Genomic DNA, 16,135 nt, shown 5'->3' with positions numbered 1-16,135 from the left:
CAAGGCTCCGGTTGGATGGAATAGCCACCCGGATCATGCGGTTCTGCGCGACGTTGGCCTATCAACCGAATGGTTGAACCCTAGAGAAACAGGGCGCTGACCAGTTCGGTACGGCTGCGCACGCCGACCTTGCGAAACAGGTTGATCAGGTGGGTCTTGATGGTCGGCAAGCCCACATCCAGCTCTCGTGCCAAGTGCTTGTTGCTCAGGCCCTGGCGCAGCAGCCAGGCAATCTGGCGCTCCTTGGGCGTCAGCTCGCTCAATGGATCCTCAAGGGCAGGCAAATGGGCAACGGACAGTTGCAACAAAGCTTGCAATGCCGAGAGTTGGTTCAGCTGCTGGCTGGTGAAGGCGCCTTGCTCGGCGGTGCGCAACAGGGAAATCGCGGCCTGGGGCTGGCCGTCCCGATGGGCGAAGATCTCCACCACATCCACCACCCCGTAGCGCTGCAAGAAGCCGCGATAACGTTGGTTGTCCCGCGCCGGTTGGCGGGTCATTGCCAGGCCCAGCGGCACCACGACCAAGTCACTGGTGGCGTAGTTGCGCGGTTGCAGTGGGTCGAACTGGCAGAAATTGTCCAGATAGTCGCGGTGCATTTCGGCGCTCATGTCCTGCAGGCTGAAGTCATGGGCGTGCAGATGCCGGTCGACACAGTAGAAGGCCGCCCGGCTGGCGGGAATGAGCTGGGTAAAGGCATGCAGGCAGTGGCCGGCAATGTCCTGGGTGGGGATGATGTTCATGATCAAGGCCTTCGCCAAGCGGGCTGCCGGCGGGTCCGGCAGCCCGGTAGGGTCAGGCTACCGCGAAGTAGTGCTTGACGAAACTTTCGCTGACCACTTCCCACAGTACGGGCGTGCCCTTGGTCACGAACCAGCTGTCGCCGGCCTTGTAGCGAGTGCTCTGGCCGGTGGCTTCGTCGGTGAGCACGACTTCGCCAGTGACCACGGTGGCCTGCTCCGCGAACGGATAGACCATCCGGAACTTGCCTCGGGTGGTGCCGAAATAGGCGCTGCTCACGGCATCGGTCGGGGCGCCGAAGGTCATTTTGCCGAAGGCTTTGACTTCGCCTTCGAGAATCTGCGAACCGAGATCGGCGACGGTGCCCCAAGCGTCCAGTTCGGACAGCTGGATGTCTTTTTCGAGGGTGATGAGGGACATGGCAGTGACTCCTGATGATTGAAAGGAAAAAAAGCTGTCTGGCCGTCAGCGACGGCCATTCCAGTAGCCCGACAGCTGATGCCAGGACTTGCCGGCGGTCAGCAGCAGCGGGCGAATGGCGTCTTTGCCGAGGATGGTCGGGCGGTGGATCGAACTGACCAGGTCATAGCGCGCCGACCCTTCGCTCATGCCTTCGGCCAGCACTTTGCAAATGATGTGGCTGGGGGTGACGCCGAAGCCTGAATAGCCCTGGACAAAAAACGCGTTGCTGCGCCCGGGCAGGGTGCCGATCTGGGGAAACAGGTTCGGGCTGCACGCCATCGGGCCGCCCCAGGCCAAGTCGATTTTCACGTCCTTGAGGTACGGGAAGATTTTCAGCATCAGGCGCCGGTTCCAGGCCTTGAGGTCTTGAGGAATGTGCTCGACCAACGGTGTGGCGGCGCCGAACAACAGGCGGTTCTCGTTGGTGACGCGGTAGTAATCGATGACCGGACGAATATCGCTGTAGGCGCCGCGAATCGGGCTGATGCGCTGGATCAGTTCGTCCGACAACGGCTCGGTCATCATCTGGAAGGCGTAGGTATTGATCGTCGAGCGATGCAGTTCCGGTTCCAGCTTGTTGAGAAAACTGTCGCAGGCCCACAGCAATTTGCTGGCCCTGACCGAGCCGCGTCCGGTGCGCACGGTGATGCGCTCGCCGTAGCTGACTTCCAGGGCCGGGCTGTTCTCGTAGATTTGCACGCCGTGGCTGACCAGGGCCTTGGCTTCACCCAGCAGCAGGTTCAATGAATGCACATGCCCGCCGCCCATGTGCAGCAGTGCGCTGCTGTAGGCCTTGGAGCCGATGATCTGCTGCACGTCAGAGCCGCCGAGAAAACGGATCTCGTGCTTGCTGTTGATCGACTTGAAGTCTTTTTCCCAGGCCCGCAGGGTCTTTTCCTGGCGTGCATTGAAGCCCATGTAGCCGTAACCGTGGCAAAAGTCGGCATCGATGGCGTACTTGGCGATGCGGTCCTTGATGATGTCCGCCCCCAGGTCGCTGATCTCGAAGACCTGGCGCAGGCCGTCTTCACCGACGTCCTTCTTGATTTTTTCCAGGTCATGACCGATGCCGGCCATGATCTGCCCGCCGTTGCGCCCCGTGCCGCCGAAGCCCAGGTAACGCGCCTCCAGGACCACGATATTGGTGATGCCTTTTTCGGCGAGCTCCAGTGCGGTATTGATGCCGGAGAAACCGCCGCCAATCACCACAACATCGGCTTCCACGTCCTGTTCCAAGGTGGGGAAACTGAGGTTGTATTTCTTGGTGGCCGTGTAATAGGTGGGCGTTTCGATATTGATCATGACGCAACCTGACAAAGTGAAAGGAAACTCCGTTGCAGCGTTTTTACAAGGCACTGCATGCGTTGGCCTTATTAAGGGCTACGGCGCGCGCAGTTGTCTTGATCATCCGTGCCGGAGTATTTGATCGTGCGCGCCATGGGGTCGGGATCGACGCCATGAAAAGTGCAATCTTGGATCTGGAAGGTGCATTTTTCCGGCGCCTTCGTTTGCCCATACTGGACTGGCCTTAATCATTGATCCCGCCGTTTCTGCACCATCAGGTTGCCGGGCAAAGGCGGGATCGGCAGACACCAATAATAAAAGAGCCCGTCCATGAAAAAGCCAAATCCACTGCTCGAAGACCTCAAGCCCATCCTGCCGATCATTGCTGCCAATGCCTTCCAGGCGGAGCAAGACCGTAGCGTGCCCGCCGAGAACATCGCCTTGCTCAAAAGCATCGGCATGCATCGCGCTTTCCAGCCGAAGCAGTATGGCGGCATGGAGATTTCCCTGCCGCAATTCGCCGACTGCATTGCGTTGCTGGCCGGCTCCTGTGCGAGCACGGCCTGGGCCATGAGTCTGTTGTGCACCCATAGCCATCAGTTGGCAATGTTCCCGGCCCAGGCCCAGCAGGAAATCTGGGGCGAGAATCCCGATGCCACCGCCAGCAGCAGCATCGCACCGTTTGGCCGCACCGAGGAAACCCGCGGCGGCGTGATGTTCAGCGGCGAAATGGGCTGGAGCAGTGGCTGCGACCATGCTGAATGGGCGATCGTGGGGTTTCGCCGCAAGAACGCCGAAGGCACCCAGGACTATTGCTTTGCGGTGCTGCCGCGCAGCGACTATGAGATTCGCGATGACTGGTTCGCCGTGGGCATGCGCGGCAGCGGCAGCAAGACGCTGATCATCGACAACGCTTTCGTGCCGGAGCACCGGATCCAGAAAGCCAAGGACATGATGGAAGGCAAGTCCGGTGGATTTGGCCTGTACCCCGACAGCAAGATTTTCTATTCGCCGTACCGGCCGTATTTCGCCAGCGGATTTTCCACCGTCAGCCTGGGCGTGGCCGAGCGCATGCTGGAGGTGTTTCGCGAGAAAACCCGCAACCGTGTGCGCGCCTACACCGGCGCGGCGGTGGGTGCTGCAACGCCAGCGCTGATGCGCTTGGCTGAGTCGACCCACCAAGTGGCGGCGGCCCGTGCGTTCCTGGAAAAAACCTGGCAGGAACACGCCGAGTATGGCGAGCGTCACGAATACCCAAGCCGTGAAACCCTGGCGTTCTGGCGGACCAACCAGGGCTATGCCACCAAAATGTGCATCCAGGCGGTGGATCGCCTGATGGAAGCCGCCGGTGGCGGCGCCTGGTTCGAAACCAATGAACTGCAACGGTTATTCCGCGACGCCCACCTGACCGGCGCTCATGCCTATACCGACTACGACGTCTGCGCGCAGATCCTTGGCCGTGAGTTGATGGGCCTTGAGCCCGATCCTTCCATGGTTTGACCGCCCGCTCTTGGAGCCCGGCTCATAAAACAATAATCGAGGCCGTCGCCTGAGGCGGCCGGGAGTCTTGCATGTCTAGCATTTGTGATACCGCTTTCGACACCCGCGCGTTCCGCCGGGCCCTGGGTAACTTCGCCACCGGCGTGACCGTGGTGACCGCCGCAGCCGAGGACGGACGCAAGGTCGGCGTGACAGCCAACAGCTTCAACTCGGTGTCCCTGGACCCGCCGCTGGTTCTCTGGAGCATCGACAAGCGCTCCAGCAGCCACGGCGTATTCGAGGCTGCCAGCCATTTTGCGGTGAACGTGCTGGCCGCTGACCAGATCGATTTGTCGAACAACTTCGCCCGGCCGAAGGACGATCGGTTCGCCGAGATCGAATTCGAGGCTGGCGAAGGTGGCGCCCCAGTGTTCGTGGACTGCTCGGCGCGTTTTCATTGCGAGAAATACCAGCAGGTCGACGGCGGCGATCATTGGATCATGATCGGAAAAGTCGTGGCCTTCGATGATTTCGGCCGTTCGCCGTTGCTCTACCACCAGGGCGCCTATTCGATGGTCTTGCCCCATACCCGCATGACTCGGCGGGAGGAGGGCCAATTACCCAGCAGCCACTTCCAGGGCCGCTTGAGCCACAACCTGTATTACCTGATGACCCAGGCGCTGCGGGCCTACCAGGCCAGCTACCAGCCACGCCAATTGTCCACCGGGTTGCGCACCAGCGAAGCGCGGATGTTGATGGTGCTCGAAAATGACGCCGGGTTGAGCCTTTGCGATTTGCAGCGGGAAGTGGCGATGCCGGTGCGCGAGATCGAAGAAGCCGTGGCCAATCTCAAGCGCAAGGGGCTGGTGAGCGATGAAGGCGAACGGGTACGCCTGACGACCAAGGGCATCGATGAGACTGAGGGACTCTGGGCCATCGCCAAGGAACAGCAGGACAAAGTGTTCGGCCAGTTCTGTGAGGAACAGCTCGAGCATTTCAAGCAAGTGCTCAAAGGCGTGATCAAAGGCGCTTGAGCTGAAACATGCATTAAGGCCGATCCCAACCCTGTGGCGAGGGAGCTTGCTCCCGCTGGGCTGCGCAGCAGCCCCCTCCATGCAACGACCACAAATGACCTGTTTAAACATATCCATTGGGGCCGCTTCGCGGCCCAGCGGGAGCAAGCTCCCTCGCCACGGATGGAGCTCGATCCTGAACCAGAGTATTCAAGCAGATAGTCCAGTCTTGGCTGGAAGCTGTTAAGATTTAGTTAACTCATTAACTAAATCTTTTACGTGAACACTCCCAATGCTCAAACCGCGCCAATCCCTGACCCTGACCCTGCTGCAGGCCCGTGAAGCGGCCATGGGTTTTTTCCGGCCTTCCCTCAATCAGCACGGCTTGACCGAACAGCAATGGCGGGTCATCCGTATCCTCAGCCAGCATGACGAGCTGGAAATCAATCGCCTGGCCGAGCTGGCGTGCATCCTCAAGCCCAGCATGACCGGCGTGCTGGTGCGCATGGAAGCGGCGGGCATGATCGTGCGGCGCAAGGCCGAGCAGGATCAGCGGCGGGTACTGGTGCGCCTGGCACCGCAAGGGCAGGCGTGCTTCGATTCGATGAGCCAGAGCATGGAAGAGAACTACCAGCGCTTGCAGGGGAAGTTGGGGGAAGAAAAGCTGCAGACTTTGTTGGCGTTGCTTAATGACCTGAAGACGATCAGGCGCTGAGGTGCCGAGCTTGTTCCGCAGCCCTGTGATGGGGAGATAAGTCCCCTCATCACGGGGGTGTGGTTGCTGTCAGTACACGCCACCCGCCGCAGGCTTTGGTGTGTTCTTGAATGTGGCCGCCAAAGTCTGCAAACCGCGCATCAACACCGTAGTGTCCACACCCACCGCGACAAACGCCGCGCCGAGTTCGATATAGCGCCGGGCCAGTTTTTCATCGGCGCTGAGTATCCCCGCAGCCTTGCCGGCCTGACGAATGCGAACGATGGCATCTTCGATGGCCGCTTGCACATCCGGATGGCCCGGATTGCCCCGAAAACCCATGGACGCGCTCAGGTCCGCCGGGCCAATGAACACCCCATCCACGCCGTCCACTGCGGCAATCGCGTCGAGGTTGGCCAAGCCCTCGCGGCTTTCAATTTGCACCAGCAGGCACATCTGTTCATCGGCCTGGTCGAGGTAACCGGGGATGCTGTTCCAGCGCGACGCCCTCGCCAACGCGCTGCCGACGCCGCGTACACCCTGGGGCGGGTAGTGGATGGCACGTACCAGGTCGCGGGCCTGGGCGGCGCTTTCCACCATGGGCACCAGCAAGGTTTGCACGCCGATGTCGAGCACTTGCTTGATCAGTGCTGTATCGCCGATCACCGGGCGGATCACTGGCTGGCTGGGGTAGGGCGCCACGGCCTGGAGCTGGCCGAGCAGCGATCGCACATCGTTGGGGGCGTGTTCGCCGTCGATCAGCAACCAGTCGAAACCGGCGTTGGCGGCCAGCTCGGCGCAGTAGGCATCGGCCAGGCCCAGCCACAGGCCGATCTGCGCTTCACCGCTGCGCAGACGCTGTTTGAATGTGTTGACAGGCATGTCCATGAACGGTCTCCGATCAGACGAAACGGCAAGCAATGGAACCGAGCATGTCGTAGTCGACATGGAAGGTATCGCCGGGATTGGCCGCCACGGGGCGGGTGAAGGAACCCCCGAGGATGATCTGCCCTGGCTGCAGCGTCACGTCGTAGGCCGCCAGTTTGTTCGCCAGCCATGCAACGCCTTTGGCCGGGTGATTGAGCACCGCCGCCGAGACGCCGGACTCTTCGATCACGCCGTTGCGGTAGAGCACTGCGGGCACTTTGCGCAGGTCGATCTCGGTGGGCCGCACGGCACGTCCGCCCATGACCACGCCAGCGTTGGCCGCGTTGTCGGAAATGGTGTCGAAGACCTTGCGAGTCGCCTTGGTCTGCGGGTCGACCTGCTGGATGCGCGCGTCGATGATTTCCAATGCCGGGATCACCCACTCGGTGGCGTCCAACACGTCGAATACGGTCACGTTCGGCCCCTTCAATGGCTTGCCGAGAATGAACGCCAGCTCCACTTCCACCCTGGGCACGATGAAGCGCTCGAACGGAATGTCAGTGCCTTCGTCGAAGAGCATGTCGTCGAGCAGTGCGCCATAGTCCGGCTCGGTGATGTTCGAAGAGACTTGCATGGCCCGGGAAGTCAGGCCGATCTTGTGACCGACGAGCTTGCGGCCATCCTTGATTTTTTGCGCCACCCAGGCGCGCTGGATGGCGTAGGCATCGTCAATGGTGATGTCCAGGTGATCGAGGGAGAACTGGCGCACCTGTTCGCGCGAACGTTCGGCGTGGTCGAGGCGGGCAGCGGCTTGCTGGATGAGGTTCTGATCAAGCATGACAATGATCTCTTACTGAGGGTTGACGATAGCGGCCTGGGTGCGCAGCACCAGGAAGCCACCGAGAGCGATGAGCAGCGTCAGGACATACAGGGCCAGGCTGGCGCTATGAGTGGTGTCACGCATCCAGCCGATCAGGTACGGCGCGAAAAACGAGGCGATGCTGCCAAAGGAGCTGATCAATGCGATGCCGGCGGCTTGGGTGCTGTTGGATAAAAAGGCCGGCGGCAGCTGCCAGAACATCGGCAACGCGGCGCTGGCGCCCATGCCGGCGAGTATCAAGCCTGCGAGCACCAGGAGCGGGCTGATGGGCGCGAGCCCGGCGATGGCAATGCCTGCCGCCGCCATCAACAGCGGTACGCAGAGGTGCCAGCGGCGTTCGCGGTTGCGGTCGGAGGAGCGCCCGCAGCCGATCATGAAGAAGCAGCCGGCCAGATAAGGCAATGCACTGAGCAACCCGACCCGGCCGTCGCTGCCGATACCGGCGCCATGGATCAAGGTCGGCATCCAGAAGGCCAGGGTGTTCACAGCCAGCATCACGGCGAAGTACACCGCCACCAACAACCAGACCTGTGGGTTGTTGAGGATCGCCGAGAACGAGGTGATGGATTTGCCCTGTTCTTCGACGCTCAGTTGCTCGCGCAGCAGCTGTTTGGCGGTCGGTGTGAGCCAATGGACCGACTCGAAACTGTCCGGCAGGCACTTGAGCACAACGAGGCCGAGAGCGATCACCGGCAGTCCTTCGATGACGAACATCCACTGCCAGCTGCGCAGGCCGCCAACGTTCTGGAAATGTTCGAGGATGCCGCCGGACAATGGCCCGCCGATCACCCCGGCCATCGGTACTGCAATGGCGAACAGCGCGGTCACCTGGGCTCGGCGCCGGGCCGGGTACCAACGGTTGAGAAAGACCAGGATGCCGGGGAAAAAACCGGCTTCCGCCACGCCCAGCAGAAAGCGCAACACATAGAAACCGGTGGCGCTGTCGATGAGGAACATGCCGGTGGACAAGGCACCCCAGACCACCATCAGCGTGGCGATCCAGCGACGCGGTCCGACCCTGTCCAGGGCCATGTTGCTCGGCACGCCAAACAGCGCGTAGGCGATGAAGAACAGCCCCGCACCGAAGCCGTAGACCGTGTCGCTGAATTGCAGGTCGGCGCTCATTTGCATCTTGGCGAAGCCGATGTTGATGCGGTCCAGGTGGGCGAAGAGGTAACAGATCAGCAAAAGTGGCATCAACCGCCAGGTGATGGTGGCGTGGGTGCGGTCGTGTGCGACGGTGCCGACAGTGGCGGCGGTATTGGCTGTGCTCATGATCTTGTACTTTTTGTCAGAGAGGCCGATGGGACGAACGGGCAGGCAGGTTCAGCTTGTCTGGGCCTTGAGAAAGGCATGGACGTTGTTGGCCTTGAAGTTGAGTTGTTCGTGCAGCTCGATCATCTCGAACGACAGGGCCAGCAGGCGCTGGGCCTGGAGTTCGGCGAAGTGCGCGGTGATGACCTCGAAGAGTTTTTCCGCGACTTTCTGGCGGGTGGCCAGATCGCGGCCATGCCCGACTTTCAAGGTCATGTGCACGAAGGCGTAGTCATGCTTGCCGTCGGCCATGCGCCAGGTGTCCAGGCGCACGCCACGGCTGCGGATGCCGCCCAGGGGAAATACGCCGCTGTCGCCCAGCAGCGCGTGGACCTTGGCGAAGAGTTCGGGCAGGTTGGCTTGTTGCTCGATGTTGTCGGTGTATTCGGCGATGAAGTGCGGCATGGGGGCCTCCTGCGTCGGCAGCTTTAAGTGGTGAGCGACAAGCGGCAAGTTGAAAGCGATCAGCTTGTCGCTTGCGGCTTGCAGCTGCTGTTCAGACTGGAAAAATGGCGTTGATCTGGCCGGTGCCGGAGCTGCCGAACGGTTCAGTGATGATTTCGGCGGGCTTGTCGTAATCCGACCCGCCGAGCAGCCCCAGCAGCATCGCCGTGTCATGCATCTTGCCTTCGCCGAAGCAATGTTCGGCGTAGTCCGGAAGCATCGCGCAGAACTCTTTCCAACGGCCCTGGCGCCACATCTCGACGACGTGCAGGTCGACCTGCTTGTCGAACTCCCGCGTCCAGTTGTGGATATTGGCCTCGGCGTTGCGATCATCGGAAAAACGGTGGGAAAGCGAGCCCGACGCCAGCACCAGCACCTTGCGATCGCTTTTCTCGATGGCCCGGCGCACGGCGGCGCCGAAGGTGAAACTGTCTTGCAAGCGATGCCAGGCGCACCAGGCCGCAATCGACACGACGTTGAGTTTTTGTTCTTGCGGTACGTCCATGTGCATGTAGCGCATCGGCACCAGCGTGCCGTATTCCAGCTCCAGGCTCGGGATGTTGTGGGCCAGGGTGCGGACATCGGCGGCATTGGCCTCGGCGGCGATCAACTCGCCCAGCTCCGGGGCGCCTGAGTATTCGTACTCCATGTTCTTGATGAAGTGCGGCAGCTCGTTACTGGTGTACATGCCCTTGAAGTGCTCACCGCTGTTGATGTGATACGCGCTGTTGACCAACCAGTGCACATCGAACACCACGGCGGTATCGGCCCCGAGTTCACGGGCGCGACGCCCGATTTCCTTGTGTCCGGCAATCGCCGCGGCGCGGCAGCCGTGGTGCTTGCCCGGCAGCTCCGACAAATACATCGAGGGAACGTGGCAGATTTTCGCAGCCAGGACGACTTCGCCCATGGTGATTCTCCTTAGAAATTGTTCTTGTTGAGTCTTGGATAATCGGTGAATCCTTGTGAACGGATGAACCCGTGGCGAGGGAGCTTGCTCCCGCTCGATTGCGCAGCAATCGCAAAAACGGGGCCGCTTCGCAGCCCAGCGGGAGCAAGCTCCCTCGCCACAGGTCACCACTCATCAAAGGGTTCATCACTGGGCCTGGGTTAACCCCCCCAACGAGGGATGTGATGGCTGCCCATGGAAATGCACACGTTCTTGATCTCGGCAAATACCTCGAAGCTGTACTGTCCCCCTTCGCGGCCGGTTCCGGAACCCTTCACGCCGCCGAAAGGTTGGCGCAGGTCGCGCACGTTCTGGCTGTTGATGAACACCATGCCGGCCTCGATGCCATGGGCCAGGCGATGGGCCTTGCCGATGTCCTGGGTCCAGATGTACGAGGCCAGGCCATATTCGGTGTCGTTGGCCAGCTTCAGGGCTTCGGCTTCGTCCTTGAACGGGATCAAGCACACCACTGGGCCGAAGATTTCTTCCTGGGCGATACGCATGTTGTTGTTCACATCGGCGAATACCGTCGGCTGGATGAACTGGCCGCGACTCAGGTGCGCCGGCAGGTTGGCCGGGCGCTCCAGGCCGCCGGCGAGGAGGGTGGCGCCTTCTTCGATGCCGATCCGGATGTAGCCCGTAACCTTGTCGTAGTGGGCCTGAGTGATCATCGAGCCGACTTGGGTTTTCGGGTCCTGCGGGTCACCCACGATCAGCCGCTTGGCGCGCGCGGCGAACTCGGCGACGAATTGTGCGTAGACGCTTTCCTGGATGAAGATCCGGCTGCCGGCGGTGCAGCGCTCACCGTTGAGGGAGAAGATGGTGAACAGCGCCGCGTCGAGGGCGCGCTCCAGGTCGGCGTCTTCGAAAATCAATACCGGCGACTTGCCGCCCAGTTCCATCGAGTACTTTTTCAGCCCGGCGGTCTGCATGATTTTCTTGCCGGTGGCGGTGCCTCCAGTGAAGGAAATCGCCCGCACATCCGGGTGGCGAACCAGCGCATCGCCGGCCGTAGCGCCGTAACCCTGGATCACGTTCAACACGCCGTTGGGAATGCCGGCTTCGACGGCCAGGCGGCCAAGTTCATTGGCCGTCAGGGGCGACAGCTCGGACATTTTCAGCACGGCGGTGTTACCCAGTGCCAGGCATGGCGCGGTCTTCCAGGTCGCGGTCATGAACGGCACATTCCAGGGCGATACCAGCGCACAGACTCCCACCGGTTGGTACAAGGTGTAGTTGAGCATCTGGTCGTCGACCGGATACGTGTGGCCGTCCATGCGGGTGCAGACTTCGGCGAAAAAATCGAAGTTATGGGATGCGCGAGGGATCAGCACGTTCTTGGTCTGGTGAATCGGCAGGCCGGTGTCGAGGGTCTCCAATTGCGCCAGCTTCGGCACGTTCTGCTCGATCAGCTCACCGAGCTTGCGCATCAACCGGGCGCGTTCCTTGGCGGGCGTATTGGCCCATTTCGGGAAGGCTTCCTTGGCCGCTGCAACAGCCTGGGCCACTTCTTCGGCACCGCCGCTGGCGACTTCGCCGATGGCATCGCCCGTGGCCGGATTGTAGTTGACGAACACGTCTTTGCTTTCGACCTCACGGCCATTGATCCAATGCTTGATCATGCTGCTCACGCCTCTTTACGGGATGCGAAGAACTCGGCTTCGCTGACAATTCGATTGACCAGGCGACCCACGCCTTCCACTTCCACGATGACCTCATCACCGGGCACCACGTCTGCCAGGCCTTCCGGCGTGCCAGTGGCGATCATGTCGCCGGGTTGCAGGGTCATGAAGCTGGACAGGTATTCGATCAGGTAAGGGATATCGAAAATCATGTCCTTCGTGCTGCCTTCCTGGCGCAATTGGCCGTTGATCCAGGTGCGCAATGTCAGGTTGCTCGGGTCCGGCACATCGGCCACATCGACAATCCACGGGCCTATCGGCGTCGTCGCATCGCGGTTCTTAACCCGCAGGTTGGGGCGGTAGTAGTTTTCCAGATAGTCGCGAATCGCGTAGTCGTTGCACACGGTATAGCCGGCCAGATACCCGAGGGCGTCCGCCCGCTTGACGTTGCGTGCTTGCTTGCCAATGACCGCGACCAATTCGCACTCGTAGTGCATGTAGGCGACGTTATCCGGGCGCCAGGTGGTCTGGTTGTGGCCGGTGTAGGTGCCAGGGGACTTGATGAATGCCAGCGGCTCGGTGGGTGGCTTGAACGCCAGCTCGGCGGCGTGATCGGCGTAGTTCAGGCCCAGGGCAAACATGCTGCCGGTGGCCGGCGGCAGCCACTGGACCCGATCCTCGGCCAGCAAGCGACCGTCGGCCAAGCGCACGGCGTTGTGCGCTTCAACGGTGACGGCGTGGACCTGGCCTTCGAAACGAATGCGTGCGTGTTTCATGAACGTGCTCCTGTCTGCTCGGCCACGACGGTATTGAGCAGCCGGCCCAGGCCGCTGATCTCCACTTCGACGCGGTCTCCGGGCAGTACATCGACGCGGCCTCCGGGCGTACCGGTGATCAGCACATCGCCGGCATGCAGCGTCATGAACTCACTGGTTTCAGCGATCAATTGGGGAATGTTGCGCACGAAGTTGGCCGTGGTGTCTTGCTGGCGCACCTCGCCGTTCACGTACAAGGTGATCGCCAGGCTGTGGGGGTTGGCAACGTCGACGCGGGTCACCAGCTCCGGGCCGATGGCGCAGAAGCCGTCCCGGCACTTGGCCTTGACGGCGGGGCGGTAGTAGCTGTCTTCCGGCAGGCTGAATTCATTGACGATGGTGTAGCCGGCCACGTAGTCCAGCGCCTCGGCGACGCTGACCCGGCTGGCCGACTTGCCCATCACCACGCCCAGCGCCGGCCCCGGTTGCAGGCGTTCGCCGTGACCCGGATGAACCACATCGGCGCCATGCTGGTTGCGGGTATTGGGCGTCTTGATGAACAGCACCGGTTTGATCGGCGGCTTCTGATAAGGCGGTTGCTCGAACTCGGCAAGGCGCTGCTTCAGCAACCCCTGATAGTTCAGTGCGACCCCAAACAGAGTACCGGTCGCGGCGTCATGCAGGGCACGGCTCATGCTTGTCTCCTGGCAGTGCAGAGGGATGCGGGCTCTGCGGTTATTGTTAATGTATTAACAGTTATAATTAAGATGTTAACTATCGTCAAGCGTGGCAGAATGACCGGCACTGGTTGCCCTGCCGGAATCGGCGCAGGATGGGTGCAAGCAGCTGCCAGAATCAGAAGAAAAAAAAGAGTACTGCGTGATGAATGAGCGCCAGCCGATCCCGAACATCAACATTGGTCAGGTGTACGACCAGCGCTACAGCGATGCCGAGGTGCATTACGACCGACTCGCCAACCTGGCGGACTTTTTCGGTCGCAACATGCCTGTGCATCGCCACGACCGTTTCTTCCAGGTGCACTACGTCAAGAGCGGCACCGTGCGGGTGTACCTCGACGATCAGCAGTACGTCGAATCCGGGCCGATGTTCTTTCTCACACCGCCTACCATTCCCCATTCCTTCGTGACCGAGGCCGACAGCGATGGGCATGTACTGACGGTGCGCCAGCAATTGGTGTGGCAGTTGATCGATGCCGATCCGAGCCTGGCACCTGCCGGCGTGCAATTACCGGCGGCCTGCGTGGCGCTGTCGAAACTGGGGCGTGAACAGGCGAGGGAGGTGCAGCGACTCGAATTCCTGTTCGAGGAGCTGAGCGACGAAGTGGCGGCCAGGCGGCCCGGGCGCGGCGCTGCGCTGGATAGCTTGACGCGGCTGATCATGATCAGCCTGCTGCGATTGTGTTCCAATTCCCTGCAGGCCAGGCCGGCCCGGCATGAAGACTTGAAGATCTTCCATCGCTTCAATGAGCTGATCGAAGCCCACTACCTGCAGCATTGGCCGCTGTCGCGTTACGCCGAGGGCGTTGGCGTGACCGAGGCGCGCCTTAATGACGTGTGCCGACGCATCGCCGACCTGCCTTCCAAGCGCCTGATCATGGAGAGACTGATGCAAGAGGCCAAGCGACTGCTGCTGTTTACCGGCAGTTCGGCCAATGAAATCTGTTACCAGCTCGGGTTCAAGGACCCGGCCTATTTCAGCCGTTTTTTCCAGCGCTATGCCCAGCTGACGCCTGGAGAGTATCGCCAGCGGCAGTCGGGCTTGCGTTGAGCGTTGCTCTTGCAGCAGTGAGATGGCGACACTAAGCTGCCGACTCGCCCATTCAAACCAGTCCGAACATGGCCAACCCCAGACCTTCCTTGACCTTGACGCTGTTACAAGCCCGCGAAGCGGCCATGGCTTTTTTCCGCCCGGCCCTGAACCAGCATGACCTCACGGAACAGCAATGGCGGGTGATCCGCATCCTACACCAGCAAGGGGAATTGGAAAGCCATCAGCTCGCCCATCAGACCTGCATCCTCAAGCCCAGCATGACCGGCGTGCTCAGTCGCCTGGAGCGCGATGGCCTGGTGCGCCGGCAGAAGTCGAGCCAGGACCAGCGCCGGGTTTTCGTCGGCCTGACCGAGCGCGGCCAGCGATGCTTTGTGTCGATGAGCGAGGGGATGGAAAGCAACTATCGCCGTATCGAGGAGCAGTTCGGCGAGGAAAAGATGCAGCAACTGCTGGCGTTGCTCAATGAGCTGAAAAACATCAAGCCATAGCATTGGTAGTGCAGGATTTCCGGGAGACTCGCGTGGCGTCGGCATCGACGGCTTCGCCACGCAGCCCTTCAAGCAGCATTCGCCATGACCCTCAGGCGATAGTCGCAGTGCTTCGCTCGCGCAGCTCCTGCAAACGATCGGCCCCGCCTTCAGCTACGCGGTTCTGGATCAGTCGATCGGAGCCGCCTTCGGCTACCCGATTTTCCAGCAAGCGATCCGAGCCGCCTTCAGCCAGATGTTGCGCAGCCTCAGTGTGCAGCGCTGCGGCCGAGGCGATGTTCGCCAGGCCGAGCCCGCCGACAAAAGCCAGGGCAATGGCCAGGGATGCTACTTTCGAGACAGTGGACATGGTGTTCTCCTTGCGTTCGTTTGAGTGAGCCGTCGCAGCGAATGTGTGTCGCTGTTCGGTGAGCCCAGTTAAACGCTCGGATGTATCGACCATGTGTGCGGGAAGGCTTGGAATGGATGGCTTCGTATCAATCGGCGGTTCATATACACATCGATACAAAACCGCCGAACGCAGGGGAAGATCAGGGCAGGGCCAGGGACTGCTTCAGCTGGTCCACCAGCGTCGGCGTCATGTAGTGCGGGCCGTCGAACAGGTAGAGCGGGTATCCCACATAGGCCGCCAGTTGTGGCTTGAGTTCGGCCACGGTGGCTGGGCGAAAACCGCCGCCGTATTTGGGACGAAAGGCTTCGACGATGATCCGCACGCGGCTCTTGCCAAGGCGATCCCGCAAGGCGTCGGCATAGTTTCGAGCGACCGGAGCCGTGCGGGCGTAGACGCCGACACCGTCCTGGAAAAATACGCCGATGTCGTTCGGCAGCCATTGCTTGACCCAGTCGGCGGTGGCGGCGGGGCCGATATTGGCGCCGTCGTAGACGCTGATCCACAGTGGGCGTGGCAGTTTCGCCAGCAACGCCGGCAACTCCGTCGCGCGAGACCAACTGGGGTCGACTTCGGCTGGAAAATACCAACCGGTGACATGCAGCGGCGTAGGCAGCCCAGCAATGCGCTCTGACAGCGCAGCCAGTTGCTCGATGTTGTCTCGTGAGCGGTTTTCACTGAAGTAGCCGGCCAGCCCGAGGATCACATCCTTGGCCCACGGCGTCTTGGCGATGCGCGCCCAGTCCGGCAGCACCGGTACGCTGGGCAGGCCAGTGCCGGGCACGAAGGCCTGGTCGTCCACCACCGTCCACTGCACCAGCAGCTCATGGACGCCAAGCTTGTCCCAGTTGCCGCTGATGCCGACGGTCTGGTTGTCCGGCTGCCAGACGATGCCGACGATATGAGGTGTCGCGGTGGTAACGCTCATGTAGTACGTCCCTGTACCTGCGCCGAGCAGCGCGGCCAG

At 61.3% G+C, this 16,135-nt stretch carries 18 protein-coding genes; 5 read left to right on the top strand and 13 right to left on the bottom strand.

The window, feature by feature from the left end; genetic code table 11:
• Window positions 1-80: 80 nt before the first annotated feature.
• The 3 genes from AD663_RS14900 to AD663_RS14890 are packed head-to-tail and all read right to left on the bottom strand — an operon-like array spanning window position 81 to window position 2,502.
• On the bottom strand, window positions 81-740 hold the full coding sequence (locus tag AD663_RS14900) for a helix-turn-helix transcriptional regulator (RefSeq protein ID WP_003182209.1): 660 nt from the start codon (window positions 738-740) through the stop codon (window positions 81-83).
• 52 nt (window positions 741-792) lie between these two features.
• On the bottom strand, window positions 793-1,158 hold the full coding sequence (locus tag AD663_RS14895; protein ID WP_003182206.1) for a cupin domain-containing protein: 366 nt from the start codon (window positions 1,156-1,158) through the stop codon (window positions 793-795).
• A 45-nt stretch (window positions 1,159-1,203) separates the two neighbouring features.
• Window positions 1,204-2,502 carry an FAD-binding oxidoreductase gene (locus tag AD663_RS14890; protein WP_003182205.1) on the bottom strand — a complete coding sequence of 433 codons (1,299 nt, stop codon included), beginning with the start codon at window positions 2,500-2,502 and terminating at the stop codon, window positions 1,204-1,206.
• A 312-nt stretch (window positions 2,503-2,814) separates the two neighbouring features.
• On the opposite strand from AD663_RS14890, the gene AD663_RS14880 reads away from it, so the two are divergent.
• From AD663_RS14880 to hpaR (AD663_RS14870), 3 genes are all read left to right on the top strand, one after another.
• Complete coding sequence (locus AD663_RS14880; RefSeq protein WP_003182203.1) at window positions 2,815-3,984, top strand: p-hydroxyphenylacetate 3-hydroxylase oxygenase component; 1,170 nt, start codon at window positions 2,815-2,817, stop codon at window positions 3,982-3,984.
• Between the two features lie 71 nt (window positions 3,985-4,055).
• On the top strand, window positions 4,056-4,997 hold the full coding sequence (locus AD663_RS14875) for a p-hydroxyphenylacetate 3-hydroxylase reductase component (RefSeq protein WP_003182201.1): 942 nt from the start codon (window positions 4,056-4,058) through the stop codon (window positions 4,995-4,997).
• A gap of 271 nt (window positions 4,998-5,268) precedes the next feature.
• A complete protein-coding gene (gene hpaR / locus AD663_RS14870; protein ID WP_033046053.1) occupies window positions 5,269-5,691 on the top strand; it encodes a homoprotocatechuate degradation operon regulator HpaR in 423 nt (140 codons plus the stop codon).
• Window positions 5,692-5,760: 69 nt separating this feature from the next.
• Here hpaR (AD663_RS14870) and hpaI read toward each other — a convergent pair whose 3' ends face one another.
• The 8 genes from hpaI to AD663_RS14830 all read right to left on the bottom strand — a co-directional run bounded on the left by hpaI (window position 5,761) and on the right by AD663_RS14830 (window position 13,196).
• Window positions 5,761-6,558: a 4-hydroxy-2-oxoheptanedioate aldolase gene (gene hpaI / locus AD663_RS14865; protein ID WP_003182198.1), complete on the bottom strand. Its 798-nt coding sequence runs from the start codon at window positions 6,556-6,558 to the stop codon at window positions 5,761-5,763.
• Between the two features lie 13 nt (window positions 6,559-6,571).
• Complete coding sequence (gene hpaH, locus AD663_RS14860; RefSeq protein ID WP_003182195.1) at window positions 6,572-7,375, bottom strand: 2-oxo-hept-4-ene-1,7-dioate hydratase; 804 nt, start codon at window positions 7,373-7,375, stop codon at window positions 6,572-6,574.
• Window positions 7,376-7,387: 12 nt separating this feature from the next.
• Entirely contained in the window at window positions 7,388-8,692 is a 1,305-nt protein-coding gene (locus AD663_RS14855; protein WP_053214027.1) for an MFS transporter, read from the bottom strand.
• A gap of 51 nt (window positions 8,693-8,743) precedes the next feature.
• Window positions 8,744-9,136 carry a 5-carboxymethyl-2-hydroxymuconate Delta-isomerase gene (locus tag AD663_RS14850; RefSeq protein ID WP_003182191.1) on the bottom strand — a complete coding sequence of 131 codons (393 nt, stop codon included), beginning with the start codon at window positions 9,134-9,136 and terminating at the stop codon, window positions 8,744-8,746.
• Between the two features lie 91 nt (window positions 9,137-9,227).
• Complete coding sequence (hpaD, locus tag AD663_RS14845) at window positions 9,228-10,085, bottom strand: 3,4-dihydroxyphenylacetate 2,3-dioxygenase (RefSeq protein WP_053214026.1); 858 nt, start codon at window positions 10,083-10,085, stop codon at window positions 9,228-9,230.
• A 200-nt stretch (window positions 10,086-10,285) separates the two neighbouring features.
• Window positions 10,286-11,746, bottom strand: coding sequence for a 5-carboxymethyl-2-hydroxymuconate semialdehyde dehydrogenase (gene hpaE / locus AD663_RS14840; RefSeq protein WP_003182187.1), 1,461 nt, complete (start codon window positions 11,744-11,746; stop codon window positions 10,286-10,288).
• 5 nt (window positions 11,747-11,751) lie between these two features.
• Complete coding sequence (locus tag AD663_RS14835) at window positions 11,752-12,522, bottom strand: fumarylacetoacetate hydrolase family protein (RefSeq protein WP_003182185.1); 771 nt, start codon at window positions 12,520-12,522, stop codon at window positions 11,752-11,754.
• On the bottom strand, window positions 12,519-13,196 hold the full coding sequence (locus AD663_RS14830) for a fumarylacetoacetate hydrolase family protein (RefSeq protein WP_003182182.1): 678 nt from the start codon (window positions 13,194-13,196) through the stop codon (window positions 12,519-12,521). The genes AD663_RS14835 and AD663_RS14830 overlap by 4 nt, the downstream gene beginning before the upstream one ends.
• Window positions 13,197-13,383: 187 nt before the next feature.
• Here AD663_RS14830 and hpaA point away from each other — a divergent pair, with 187 nt between their 5' ends.
• A complete protein-coding gene (hpaA, locus tag AD663_RS14825; protein WP_003182179.1) occupies window positions 13,384-14,289 on the top strand; it encodes a 4-hydroxyphenylacetate catabolism regulatory protein HpaA in 906 nt (301 codons plus the stop codon).
• Between the two features lie 68 nt (window positions 14,290-14,357).
• The gene (gene hpaR / locus AD663_RS14820) at window positions 14,358-14,780 is read left to right on the top strand and encodes a homoprotocatechuate degradation operon regulator HpaR (RefSeq protein WP_003182177.1); all 423 of its coding nucleotides are present in this window, start codon (window positions 14,358-14,360) and stop codon (window positions 14,778-14,780) included.
• A gap of 91 nt (window positions 14,781-14,871) precedes the next feature.
• On the opposite strand, the gene AD663_RS14815 is transcribed toward hpaR (AD663_RS14820), so the two are convergent.
• Together AD663_RS14815 and AD663_RS14810 are read right to left on the bottom strand one after the other, a co-directional pair.
• Window positions 14,872-15,129, bottom strand: coding sequence for a hypothetical protein (locus AD663_RS14815; RefSeq protein ID WP_003182175.1), 258 nt, complete (start codon window positions 15,127-15,129; stop codon window positions 14,872-14,874).
• A gap of 181 nt (window positions 15,130-15,310) precedes the next feature.
• The gene (locus AD663_RS14810; RefSeq protein WP_371261190.1) at window positions 15,311-16,096 is read right to left on the bottom strand and encodes a hypothetical protein; all 786 of its coding nucleotides are present in this window, start codon (window positions 16,094-16,096) and stop codon (window positions 15,311-15,313) included.
• Window positions 16,097-16,135: the final 39 nt, after the last annotated feature.

Source organism: Pseudomonas sp. Q12-87, from assembly GCF_001269755.1.
Taxonomy (GTDB): Bacteria; Pseudomonadota; Gammaproteobacteria; order Pseudomonadales; family Pseudomonadaceae; genus Aquipseudomonas; species Aquipseudomonas fluorescens_S.
This window is presented reverse-complemented; position numbering and strand designations above follow the sequence as displayed.